The 12,010-nt window shown below is 47.8% G+C and carries 12 protein-coding genes; 10 read left to right on the top strand and 2 right to left on the bottom strand.

Annotated features, from left to right (window positions below):
- Nucleotides 1–90: 90 nt before the first annotated feature.
- Nucleotides 91–1,035: a hypothetical protein gene (locus tag ACWJJ5_RS09730; RefSeq protein ID WP_003155360.1), complete on the top strand. Its 945-nt coding sequence runs from the start codon at nt 91–93 to the stop codon at nt 1,033–1,035.
- On the opposite strand, the gene ACWJJ5_RS09725 is transcribed toward ACWJJ5_RS09730, so the two are convergent.
- A complete protein-coding gene (locus ACWJJ5_RS09725) occupies nt 995–1,660 on the bottom strand; it encodes a spore coat protein (protein ID WP_014304688.1) in 666 nt (221 codons plus the stop codon). The genes ACWJJ5_RS09730 and ACWJJ5_RS09725 overlap by 41 nt on opposite strands.
- A 193-nt stretch (nt 1,661–1,853) precedes the next feature.
- Between ACWJJ5_RS09725 and ACWJJ5_RS09720 the strand changes: the two genes are divergently transcribed.
- Both ACWJJ5_RS09720 and ACWJJ5_RS09715 read left to right on the top strand, forming a co-directional pair.
- A complete protein-coding gene (locus ACWJJ5_RS09720; RefSeq protein WP_146276412.1) occupies nt 1,854–3,908 on the top strand; it encodes a 5'-nucleotidase C-terminal domain-containing protein in 2,055 nt (684 codons plus the stop codon).
- Nucleotides 3,905–4,501 (top strand): class D sortase, encoded by a 597-nt coding sequence (locus ACWJJ5_RS09715; RefSeq protein ID WP_167860013.1) that lies wholly within the window; start codon nt 3,905–3,907, stop codon nt 4,499–4,501. The genes ACWJJ5_RS09720 and ACWJJ5_RS09715 overlap by 4 nt, the downstream gene beginning before the upstream one ends.
- On the opposite strand, the gene ACWJJ5_RS09710 is transcribed toward ACWJJ5_RS09715, so the two are convergent.
- Entirely contained in the window at nt 4,498–5,406 is a 909-nt protein-coding gene (locus tag ACWJJ5_RS09710) for an RluA family pseudouridine synthase (protein WP_173612603.1), read from the bottom strand. The two genes, ACWJJ5_RS09715 and ACWJJ5_RS09710, sit on opposite strands and share 4 nt — an antisense overlap.
- Nucleotides 5,407–5,515: 109 nt before the next feature.
- Between ACWJJ5_RS09710 and ACWJJ5_RS09705 the strand changes: the two genes are divergently transcribed.
- From ACWJJ5_RS09705 to ACWJJ5_RS09675, 7 genes are all read left to right on the top strand, one after another.
- Complete coding sequence (locus ACWJJ5_RS09705; protein WP_007408448.1) at nt 5,516–5,911, top strand: DUF5365 family protein; 396 nt, start codon at nt 5,516–5,518, stop codon at nt 5,909–5,911.
- A gap of 130 nt (nt 5,912–6,041) precedes the next feature.
- Entirely contained in the window at nt 6,042–6,464 is a 423-nt protein-coding gene (locus ACWJJ5_RS09700; protein ID WP_063174151.1) for a CBS domain-containing protein, read from the top strand.
- A gap of 127 nt (nt 6,465–6,591) precedes the next feature.
- Nucleotides 6,592–7,281 (top strand): HAD family hydrolase, encoded by a 690-nt coding sequence (locus tag ACWJJ5_RS09695; RefSeq protein WP_003155347.1) that lies wholly within the window; start codon nt 6,592–6,594, stop codon nt 7,279–7,281.
- Nucleotides 7,274–8,812 carry a bifunctional GNAT family N-acetyltransferase/carbon-nitrogen hydrolase family protein gene (locus ACWJJ5_RS09690; RefSeq protein ID WP_003155346.1) on the top strand — a complete coding sequence of 513 codons (1,539 nt, stop codon included), beginning with the start codon at nt 7,274–7,276 and terminating at the stop codon, nt 8,810–8,812. Before ACWJJ5_RS09695 ends, ACWJJ5_RS09690 begins: the two co-directional genes overlap by 8 nt.
- A gap of 242 nt (nt 8,813–9,054) precedes the next feature.
- Complete coding sequence (locus ACWJJ5_RS09685; RefSeq protein WP_454022373.1) at nt 9,055–10,407, top strand: aminotransferase; 1,353 nt, start codon at nt 9,055–9,057, stop codon at nt 10,405–10,407.
- Between the two features lie 16 nt (nt 10,408–10,423).
- Nucleotides 10,424–10,999 carry a glycerol-3-phosphate responsive antiterminator gene (locus ACWJJ5_RS09680; protein ID WP_003155344.1) on the top strand — a complete coding sequence of 192 codons (576 nt, stop codon included), beginning with the start codon at nt 10,424–10,426 and terminating at the stop codon, nt 10,997–10,999.
- 172 nt (nt 11,000–11,171) lie between these two features.
- On the top strand, nt 11,172–11,999 hold the full coding sequence (locus ACWJJ5_RS09675) for an MIP/aquaporin family protein (RefSeq protein WP_077721989.1): 828 nt from the start codon (nt 11,172–11,174) through the stop codon (nt 11,997–11,999).
- The last annotated feature ends 11 nt before the right edge of the window (nt 12,000–12,010 follow it).

Genomic DNA, 12,010 nt, shown 5'->3' with positions numbered 1-12,010 from the left:
TTTTTATTTTATCTGCCGTCACGACCCAGCGCTCCTGAGCATAAAGTAAAGAATGAGATGAAAATTAAAGGATCGGGGAGGGGAGCTTGTTTGCGTGACGGCATGGGGAAACGGGCGGCATTCACTCTGATCCTGTGCGGAGTCCTTGTCATATTGGCTGTCAGTTCAGCCGTTTCAGTAAGTATGATGTACGTCCTGTCAGGCCAAAACAGCCGCTCTGTTCCGACGAAGGAACAAGTGACTGAACACATGAATAAAGAAATTTACAAACATACAGCGATTTATTATACGGCGGATGAAAAGCCGCTCTTGGATCTGACCAAGCTTACGCTGGACCACGCAAAGCGTATCAACCAAATCATTGTCGGCTATAAAGGAGCGGCGCCTCTGGAACTCATTTTCTTTTCGGATGAAGCTGAAATGGAGCAATACTCAGGATTGAAAAATGTAGTCGGTTTTTATTCAGAGCAGGAGCAGATGATGGGGCTTTTGCCAGAAGAGAAAAAACAGCTTTTGAAAAAAGATGAGCTGGCCGTTTTCATGTATAAGCAATTGATTATACATGAATATACACACTACGCGTTTCATCAAAAAACACGGCAATTGGGGACGGATACGTCTGTATTTCCGCTTTGGTTTCATGAGGGGCTGAGCGAGTGGGTTGCGCATTATGATGTGGTCATTGATCCGATTGCATTTTCCGTCGTGCCGTTTGATCAATTAACGACCGACCGAAAATGGCAGAAATCGCGTATGGAATATGAAACGGATGTCTATTTGCAAAGCTTCTATATGATAAAGGATTTAACCGAAACATTCGGAGAAGGCATTATCTTAACCATTATCAATAAAACCGCCGAAACACAGGATTTTGAAAAAGGCTTTGAAGCAGCTACGAAAGAAAGCCTGAAACAATTTGAACATGATTTCACAAAAGCATATGAAAAAAAGAAAACGGCATTGGAGAGTCAGGTTTCCAACGCCGTTTTTTTCATTAATGGAGGTTTTGCTGCTGCTGTCCCATTTGTCCTTTAATCGGAGGCATTTGCGGCTGTCCCTGCGCCGGTGCAAATGAATTCAGCATGGTCTGCATATCTTGTGCATTGAGCTGAGGAACCTGATAATAACCGTGTTTGTTTTGGTATAAGAAGATTTCATACGCCATTTCGACATATTGCTGAATTTGGGCGGAGAGCACTCTTCTTGTAACGGGATTGGTCATTTCAAGCGAGCTCATCGTCAAGAGAGAAGCTTGAGCTTTAATCAGGCCTAGCATATGGCCGCTTATTCCGAGATCTTTGACATCATTTAATGATTGATTCGGTTTTTTCGGCTGAGTCGGTTTTATACCGTAGACGGCCTGGTTCTGTTCCTCCATCATATATGTCGATGTTTCCTGAGAAGGCTTTTGGCCGGTCTTAAAGCATTCTGCCGTCAGATTATAGAGTCCGAGAATGAATTGATATTGGCGGTCAAGGATGTCGGCCAGCTGCTGATCCTGTATAAACTGTCTGAGCATCATAAATTGATCCAAAACGCCGACTGTTCCGGCCAGCACTTCATGCATATCGAAAAGCTCATGTCCTCCGTGATTCACTTGCGGTGAACCCGGAATCCCCTGATTTACTGGCGGCTGCTGCTGATTCTGCTGCTGTTCCACTGGTTGTTTTCCTCCTTCATGTCAAATCACATTTAAGATGTGAAAAAAGCCGATCCGTTATACATCAAGACATATTTCGTTACGTGGGGATTATTTACTATTTTGCGCCAGCGAAGACAATCTTTACAAAAAAGTGATGTGATTTTTAAGAAAATAAGCTAACGTATTTCTTAGAAGACAAGGGGGGAAATGAATGAAGAAAAAAAGGGGTTTGCGTCTTTCGTACTGTTTGCTGACGGTTTGTTTTATGATGTCCAGCGTGAAAGATGCGGAAGCAATCGGGCAAGCCGGATCACTGAATGAAGCTGGAACGGATAAAGCGTATAAAGAACGGCAGACTGAAGACTCCGGCCGTGTCCCGCTCAGAATCATCAGCATGAATGATCTGCACGGAAAAATTGACCAGCAATATGAGCTTGACCTTAACGGAGACGGTAAACCGGATGGCACTTTCGGACGGATGGACTACGCCGCCGCGTACATTAAAAAGGCGAAAGCCGAGAAAGAACACGCCTTTGTCGTGCATGCGGGCGATATGATCGGGGGCAGCTCTCCCGTGTCAGCCCTTTTTCAGGATGAACCGACAGTAGAACTGATGGAAGACATCGGTTTTGATGTCGGAACTGTCGGCAATCACGAATTCGATGAAGGAACGAATGAGCTTAAACGGATCATCAATGGAGGAGATCATCCGGACGGTAAGGGGACAAGCGGTTATGACGGCCAAAATTTCCCGCTCGTCTGCGCCAACTGTAAATTGAAGTCAGGGGAGTCCTTTCTGCCGCCGTATGAAATCAAATACGTTTCCGGAATTCCGGTCGCATTTATCGGGGTTGTAACCAGATCGGCCGCGGGCATGGTCATTCCGGACGGAATTAAAAATATTACGTTTACGGATGAGGTAAAGGCCGTCAATGACGCCGCCGCTGACCTGAAGAAAAAAGGAATTAAAGCAATCGCCGTGCTCGCCCATATGTCTGCTGAACAAAATGGCTCAGCCATCACGGGAGAATCCGCAAAGCTTGCAAGCGGAACAGACTCAGAGATTGACGTGATTTTCGCCGCGCACAATCATAAAGTCGTAAACGGAGAAATCAACGGCAAGCTGATCGTGCAGGCATTTGAATACGGAAAAGCAATCGGAATCGCCGATCTCGAACTAGATAAAGAATCGAAGGATATCGTGAAAAAATCAGCGGAAATCCAATATATCGATCAAAGTAAAATCAAGCCTGATCCGGATGCGGCAGGCATATTAAGCAAATATGAAGAGAAAGTGAAACCGATTATCAGCGAAGCGGTCGGGGAAGCGGCCCATGATATAACGGGCGGGTATTCAAATGACGGCGACACGGCGCTCGGAAATCTGATTGCCGACGGTATGAAAGCGAAGATGAAATCCGATTTTGCGCTTATGAATGGGGGAGGCATCCGGGACGGCATAAAAAAAGGGACGATCACATGGGGAGACCTTTATAATGTACAGCCGTTCGGCAATGTGCTGACGAAGCTTGAAATCAAAGGAAAAGATTTGCGGGAGATCATCAACGCGCAAATATCTCCGGTGTACGGACCGGATTACAGCATCAGCGGATTTTCCTATACATGGAACCCGGAAACCGGACAAGCGGTGGATATGAAGATGGCGGACGGCACAGACATACAGCCCGAAAAAGGATATACAGTAACAGTCAATCAATTTATGGCGACAGCGGCGGGGGCAAAATACGGTCCGATCGGGAAACTCGGCAAGAATCCGGTGACGGGGCCTGAGGATTTGGAAGCGACAGTAGACTATGTCAAAAGCTTTTCCGCACCGATTTCTTATCAAACCGACGGCCGCATCCGCACGGCATCAGCCGCCGAAACACCTGATGACACCGGCAATCAGCCGGGAAGCGGGGAAACACCGGGCGGCACCGGGCCTGATAAAGGAGAAAAACCTCAAGCGGAAAAACCCGCTAAAAAACCGGATGCAGCAGAACAGCCTGATCAAGCCAAAAAACTTGAACGTCCTGTCGCAGAAGAAACAGCATCTGATACAGTGCAGTCAATTCCCGAATCCCGTCCGGCGTCTGCTGCAAATTCGGAACAAAGTACAGAACAGACTGAAAGCGGCACACAAAAAGGCCGCCCATTGCCTGATACTTCAGCGGGCAGCCATCAGACGGCATTGGCCGGCCTGGTGATCACGGGTGCCGGCGTATATTGGCTTTTCAGAAAGAAAAGGGGAGCCCGCACACGATGAACAAACTGAAACATATTCCGCTTCTCGTCATCATCGCAGGTGTTATCATCACTTGTTACGGAAGCTGGAAGATCATTGATTCACATATGAAAACGAACCAATCGCTTGAAGAAGCAAAAAAAGCAACAGAACCTGTCTTGGAAAAGAACGAAACAAAAAGCGCTGTGCAGGCACAGCGCAAAAAAGAATTTCACCCCAAAACGGGTGAGGCAAGCGGCATTTTAGAAATCCCTGAAATTGACGCTGAGCTCCCGATCGTCGAAGGGACTGACGCAGATGATTTAGCAAAAGGCGTCGGACATTATAAGGACAGCTATTATCCTGGCGATCACGGCCAAATTGTGTTATCCGGCCACAGGGACACGGTGTTCCGCCGGACCGGCGAACTGAAAAAAGGAGACAGACTGAACGTGATTTTGTCTTACGGCACGTTTTCTTATAAAATCAGCCGTACAAAAATCGTCAGCCGGGATGATACGTCTGTCATCACCCTTCAACACGAGAGGGAGGAATTGATCCTGACCACTTGCTATCCGTTTTCTTACATTGGAAATGCGCCGAAACGATATATTATATATGCCGACCCGGTTTAAGAAAAATACGTTTCGGTAAAATGAGCCAGATCAGCCGGCATCGGCGCCTCGGCAACGATTTCTTCTCCTGAGATCGGATGGACGACACTGACTTTTTTGGCGTGAAGCGCCTGCCTGTGAAACAGCGCCCTGCTTCCGCCGTACAGGTCATCGCCCGCCAACGGATGGCCGATGCTTGCCATATGCACCCTGATTTGATGTGTTCTCCCGGTTTCCAGTTCAAGCTCTGCCAATGTAAGCTGCGCACCGGGATGATAGCCTTTCACTTTGTAATGGGTGACGGCGGCTTGTCCGCCGGGTGAGACGCGCCGTCTGACTGAATGTGACCTGTCGCGGCCGATCGGCGAGTCAACCGTGCCTTTTTTCGGCGTGACTTTTCCTTCCGCCGCGGCGATATAGGTGCGTTTTAATGTTTTGGTTTCGAGCTGACGGTCAAGGATTGCATGGGCCAGGCGGTGTTTCGCAAAAACGACCGCGCCTGACGTGTCACGGTCAAGACGGTGAACGTGGCGCACTTTCGCCTGTTCGCCGTTGATTTGAAAATGATAAGCGATCAGGTTGCTGAGGGTTCCGGTCTGACCCTCTTCATTTGGATGAGTCGGCATTCCCGCCGGCTTATTTGCAATCAGCATATGACTGTCCTCAAATAAAATGTCCGGCTCTCCGTATTCAGGAATCACCGAAGAACCCGTTCTTTCCTGAAGATCAATGAATAAGCGGTCTCCGGTTTTCAGTATGATGTTGTTTTTCGGGGATGTCCGATTCACCTGAATGCTTTTTTGGTTCATCCATTCCGTTATCACGGGTTTTGACGCCTGGAATTCAGATTTCAGGACTGAAAACAGCCATTGTCCGGCGTGTTTTTCCGTAATCAGGAGTTCCAGACCGCGGTCATTTTGTTTCATATCATAAAGCTCCTTTTCAAGCGGAAAGCGGCTGTTTCAATAGGAAACACTTACCTTAGCTTTCGCGTTTTTTTCTATGCTATTCTTGATAAAGATTAAGGATATTCACATGGCAAGAAAGGTGATTGATGTGAGAATTGTGAACGCAGCGACAGACGGACAAGAAAGCGCGATACAAGAACTTTCCTCTGAATTGTTTCAAAATGTCTTTCCTCTTTATTTCTCCGAACTGGAAATTCAGCGCTTTAAAAAAAGGGGCGTATTGTCTTTACAAAACCAACGTTACCAAGGAACTTTAAAAGAAGCGTTTCAAATTATGGCTTGTCTGCAAACGGTACATATCATGCTGTCAAAGCCGCACCCCGTATATGACGTCAAAGAGCGGGCGCTGTTTGATAAAAATTGCGCTTTGCTGAATGAATGCGGAATGAATTTTCCCTTTACCTATGATGATTTCGAGACAGGGGCCGGATCAGAAGCCTGCGGTCACAGAAGGCTGATCTGACGGGTATAAAGAGCCTTTTGACAGGCTCTTTTTTGCTTCCTTGACATGATACCACAATTTCTTTCCTCTAACTCCCTTTATAATGAGTCAAACCCCCGAGCATAATAAATGGCGAAAGGGGTGCTTTACAATGAGTTCAATCAAACAATCAATGACTACCCACGTGGCTACCGTTTCTCCCAACCAAACGATCCAGGAAGCGGCTGAGCTGATGCACCAGCATAATGTCGGAGCAATTCCCGTCGTTGACGGAGGGGAATTAAAAGGAATGCTGACAGACCGTGATATCGCATTGAGAACAACGGCTCAAGGCCGCGACGGCCAAACACCTGTTTCACACGTGATGTCTTCTCAAGTTGTATCCGGAAACCCGGAAATGAGTCTTGAAGAGGCGTCACATCTGATGGCCCAACACCAAATCCGCCGCCTTCCCATTGTCGATCAAAATCATCTGGTGGGGATCGTTGCGCTTGGAGACTTAGCGGTCGATCAGCGTTCAAATGAGTCTGCGGGAGCGGCTCTTTCTAATATTTCCAGTCAAAACACACAGTAACGGATGAAGAGAGCTTGCACTCATGCAGGCTCTTCTTTCCGTGAGAATGTTACATTTTGAATGCAAAAGAAATTCACGGTATAGTGTATACATAGGTCAGTACGTTTAGCTAAAGGAGCTGTAACCATTGATAAAAGCATTAATCTTTGATTTTGACGGGTTAATTTTAGATACAGAAACCCATGAATATGAAGTGTTGCAGGAAATGTTTGAGGAACACGGTTCAACATTGCCTTTATCCGTCTGGGGAAAGGTGATAGGAACGGCGGCGGGGTTTAAGCCATTCGCATATTTAGAGGAGCAGCTGGGAAGAAAGCTCGATCATGATGAACTGACGGCGATCAGGCGCGGGCGCTTCGAACAGCGGATGAAGACGGAAACGGCGCGCCCCGGGGTGGAGGCTTATTTAGCCGCGGCAAAAGAATTAGGATTGAAGGTGGGGCTCGCTTCCAGCTCAGATTTTAAATGGGTGTCGGGCCATCTGAAGGAATTAGGCCTGTTTGATGAATTTGAAGTGATTCAGACGGCTGACGACGTAGAAGAAGTGAAGCCCAATCCGGAACTCTATCTGAAAGCTGCGGAACATTTAGGCGTTGAACCTTCTGAATGTCTTGCCTTTGAGGATTCGGTCAACGGCTCAATCGCAGCCAAACGCGCCGGCATGAAATGTGTCATCGTCCCGAATAAGGTAACGAGCGCCCTGTTATTTGAAGAATACGATCACAGACTGGAATCGATGGCGGAAATGGAACTTGAATTACTCTTACAGCGATTGAACGATCAAAACGAACCGGCAGGGGGAAGCAGCATTGTCTGAGAAACTTGATCTGACCCGTTTTGAAAAGAAAATGGTCATACGGAATATGGAAGAGAAAGATATCAACAAAATTATTGAGCTGCAAAAGGATTGTTTTCCGGGGATGGAGCCGTGGGAGCCTGAGCATTTAATCAGCCATCTCGCGCACTTTCCGGAAGGTCAGTTTTGCGCCGAGTATGAAGGGGAAATTATCGGTTCATGCTCAAGCCTGATCATCAATTTCGATGAATATGATGACCGCCACACGTGGCAGGATATTACAGACGACGGTTATATCACGAACCACAACCCGGACGGATTGAATCTGTACGGGATTGAGGTAATGGTTCACCCGGAATACAGACGGATGAAAATCGGACACCGGCTGTATGAGGCGAGAAAAGACTTGGCGAGACGATTGAATCTGAAAAGCATCATTATCGGCGGGCGGATTCCGAATTATCATAAGTATGCGGAAGAAATGACGGCGAGAGCCTATGTCGAACAGGTGACGCGCCATCAGATTTATGATCCGGTGCTTTCTTTCCAGCTGATGAACGGATTTACGCTCATGCGGATCAATCCGAATTATCTCCCGGATGACACCGCGTCCATTAAATATGCGACATTAATGGAATGGAACAATGTCGATTACCTGCCGCAATCGAAGCGCTATTACAAATCGGCATTTCCGGTGCGCATCTGCGTCATTCAATATGAAATGAAGAAGATTTATTCCTTCGAGGAATTTGCCAATCAGGTTGAATATTATGTCGATGTGGCTTCAGATGCGAGATCTGATTTCGCGGTATTCCCGGAGATTTTCACGACGCAGCTCATGTCATTTCTCGAAGAGCGTTCTCCGAGTCTGGCCATTCAGAGGATTACCGAATATACCGAGGACTATATCAGCCTCTTTACAGATCTCGCGGTGAAATATAATGTGAACATTATCGGCGGCTCCCACTTCGTTGAAGAAGAGGGGAAAATTTATAACATCGCCTACTTATTCAGACGTGACGGCACGATTGAAAAACAATATAAGCTTCACATTACGCCGAATGAGCGGAAATGGTGGGGCATCAGCGCCGGAGACAGGGTGCGCGTATTTGATACGGACTGCGGAAAGATCGCCATTCAGATCTGTTACGATATCGAATTTCCGGAGCTTGCGAGAATTGCCGCGGATCAAGGGGCGAAAATTATCTTTACGCCGTTCTGCACTGAAGACCGCCAAGGCTATTTGCGCGTAAGGTACTGCTCTCAGGCGAGAGCGGTTGAAAACCAAATTTACACCGTCATCTCAGGTACGGTCGGAAACCTGCCGCAAACAGAAAATATGGATATTCAATACGCGCAGTCAGCCATTTTTGCTCCGTCTGATTTTGAATTCGCCAGAGACGGAATCGTCGGTGAAACGAATCCGAATATCGAAATGGTCGTGATCGGGGACGTGGACCTTGAAATCTTAAGAAGGCAGCGTGAAAACGGAACCGTGCGCCAGCTGAAAGACCGGCGCAAAGACATTTACCGGATTACGCATCTGAAATAAAAAAACGCCCGCTCCGCTTAAGGGCGGGTTTTTTTATAAAAACACTTGCACCGGCCCCGGTTTCGGGATATGCTCTTGTAGCCCTTTCGCTTTCTGGGAGAAAGCGTTTTTTTAATTGCCGCCGCTTTATTGACTCGCCCATGCCGCGCCTTTATATTCTTATTAAGAGGAAAACTTCACCATGAGAATCGGCGTCAGAAGCCGGGCAGCTTTCGATACAGTGCAATGATATTGAAAGGGAGATGAGCGGTGTGGAACATGTACAAAAAAATCAGTCACTCAAACAAAAGGATAAAGAGCTGATTTGGCACGCGATGAAAGGGGCGGAGCCGGATGACAGCATAATCGTCCAAAAAGGGGAAGGCGCCTGGGTTACGGACATTGACGGCAGACGGTATTTGGACGGCATGTCAGGACTGTGGTGCGTCAATATCGGATACGGGAGAAAGGAGCTTGCCGATGCGGCTTACAGCCAATTGAAGGAGCTTCCTTATTATCCGCTGACCCAAAGCCATCAACCCGCGATTGAGCTTGCGGAAAAACTGAATGAATGGCTCGGCGGCGATTATGTAATCTTCTTTTCCAACAGCGGATCGGAAGCAAATGAAACCGCGTTCAAAATTGCCCGCCAATACCACATTGAAAACGGCGATCACAGCCGCTTCAAATTCATCTCCCGGTACAGAGGCTATCACGGCAATACGATGGGGGCGCTCGCCGCTACCGGTCAGGCGCAGAGAAAATATAAATATGAGCCGCTCTCACAAGGTTTTTTGCACGCGGCGCCGCCTGATCTCTATCGGAATCCCGGCGATGCCATCACATTGGAAAGCGCGCATGAAATCGACCGGATCATGACGTGGGAGTTAAGCGAAACGATTGCCGGCGTTATAATGGAACCCATTATTACAGGCGGAGGGATACTGATGCCTCCGGACGGGTATATGGCAAAGGTAGAGGACATTTGCCGCCGCCACGGCGCGCTTCTGATCAGTGATGAAGTCATTTGCGGTTTCGGCCGCACGGGAGAGCCGTTCGGATTTCAGCATTACGGCGTTTCACCGGACATCGTCACAATGGCAAAAGGCATTACGAGCGCTTATCTGCCGCTGTCGGCAACGGCAGTAAAACGGGAGATTTTTGAGGCGTATTCAGGCGGTGAGCCGTACGGCCGCTTCCGGCACGTGAATACATTCGGAGGCAATCCGGCAGCCTGCGCCCTTGCTTTGAAAAACCTGCAATTGATGGAGGACGAAAATCTGATCGCCCGCTCCCGGGAGCTTGGAGAACGGCTGCTCCGTGAGCTTGAGCCGCTCAAAGAACATCCGGCGGTCGGCGATGTACGGGGCAAAGGCCTTCTTGCCGGCATTGAGCTCGTCAAGGACAAAATCACGAAGGAACCCGCTGATGCCGCTCTTGTGCAGCACGTCATCACCGCGTGCAGAGAAAAAGGCCTGCTTGTCGGGAAAAATGGTGATACTGTAGCGGGATATAATAATGTCATTCAGCTGTCTCCGCCTTTTTGCCTGTCCGACGAGGAGCTCTCTTTCATCATTTCGACCGTCAAGGAAAGCGTGCTGAGCATTGATTTTTAAAGTAAAGGAGTAAAACATGAGTTTTCACAACCAGAAGATTCTACCGGCTATCCGGAACATGAAGCAATTCGATGCATTTTTAGAGAGTCCGTTCTTATACGGCGTCATTTTAGATATCCACCTCGGTCAATTAAAAGGTGTCGTGAATGAAGCGAAAAAACACGGAAAACTTCTGATGGTTCACGTCGATTTAATTCACGGCATTAAGCATGACGAATACGGTGCGGAGTTCATTTGTCAGGACATCAGGCCCGCGGGCATCATTTCGACGAGGTCCGCCGTCATCGTCAAAGCGAAACAAAAGAAAATATACGCGATCCAGCGTCTGTTTCTCTTGGATACGAGCGCCATGGAGAAAAGCATGGAATTCGTCGGAAAGCATAAGCCTGACTTTATCGAGGTTCTCCCGGGCATCGTTCCGACTTTAATCAGAGAAATTAAAGAAATGACGGGGATTCCGATTTTTGCCGGCGGCTTCATCCGCACGGAGCAGGACGTTGAAAACGCCTTGCAGGCAGGAGCCACGGCTGTGACGACTTCAGACACCGAACTATGGGCTAAATATGAACATTCTATGACAAAAAAAGATTGACACCGCTTACACCCGTTGTTACAATAGACCTAGGTTAATACTATGTGATGGAGATCCGGAGACCCACAACAGCTCTTTACGGAAGCAATAAAGCGTAAAGCGGTTTGTTGTGGGTTTTTTATTCTCTATAACTCTGTCAAACCTGCTATTTTGTCATTTAGGAGGAATGGTGATGACAGCATTTTGGGGAGAAGTAATCGGTACAATGCTGCTTGTTATTTTCGGCGGCGGCGTTTGTGCGGGAGTCAATTTAAAGAAATCGCTTTCATACCAATCCGGATGGATTGTTATTGTATTCGGCTGGGGATTGGGAGTAGCCATGGCGGCATATGCCGTCGGCAGCATCAGCGGCGCTCACTTGAATCCGGCTTTAACGATAGGCCTTGCGCTTGAAGGCAGCTTTCCTTGGAAAGACGTCCCTGTTTATATTACGGGACAGATGATCGGAGCAATGATCGGTGCTGTTGTTGTGTACCTTCATTATCTGCCGCATTGGAAGGCGACGGATGATCCGGCCGCTAAACTGGGCGTTTTCTCGACCGGCCCGAGTATTCCTCATACATTTGGGAATATGATAAGTGAAGTCATTGGTACGTTTGTGCTTGTGCTCGGCATTTTGGCAATCGGAGCGAATGAATTTACAAAAGGGCTGAACCCGCTGATTGTCGGATTCCTCATCGTTGCCATCGGGATTTCTCTTGGAGGGACGACCGGATATGCGATCAACCCTGCGCGGGATTTGGGGCCGAGAATCGCTCACGCCTTTCTGCCGATCCCGAAAAAAGGGCCGTCAAATTGGAAATATGCCTGGATTCCCGTAATCGGTCCGATCATGGGCGGTGCGTTCGGCGGCGTATTTTACAATGCCGCGTTTAAAGGAAATGTGACACCTAGCTTTTGGTTTGTAAGCGTTATAATGGTTGTAGTGCTTTTTATACTCTATATTTATACCAAGAAATCTCAATCACAGAAAACATTATCAAATTCTGAATATATTTAAAAAGGAGAGCG

The sequence above is a fragment of the Bacillus sp. JK74 genome (assembly GCF_053663395.1).
This window is presented reverse-complemented; position numbering and strand designations above follow the sequence as displayed.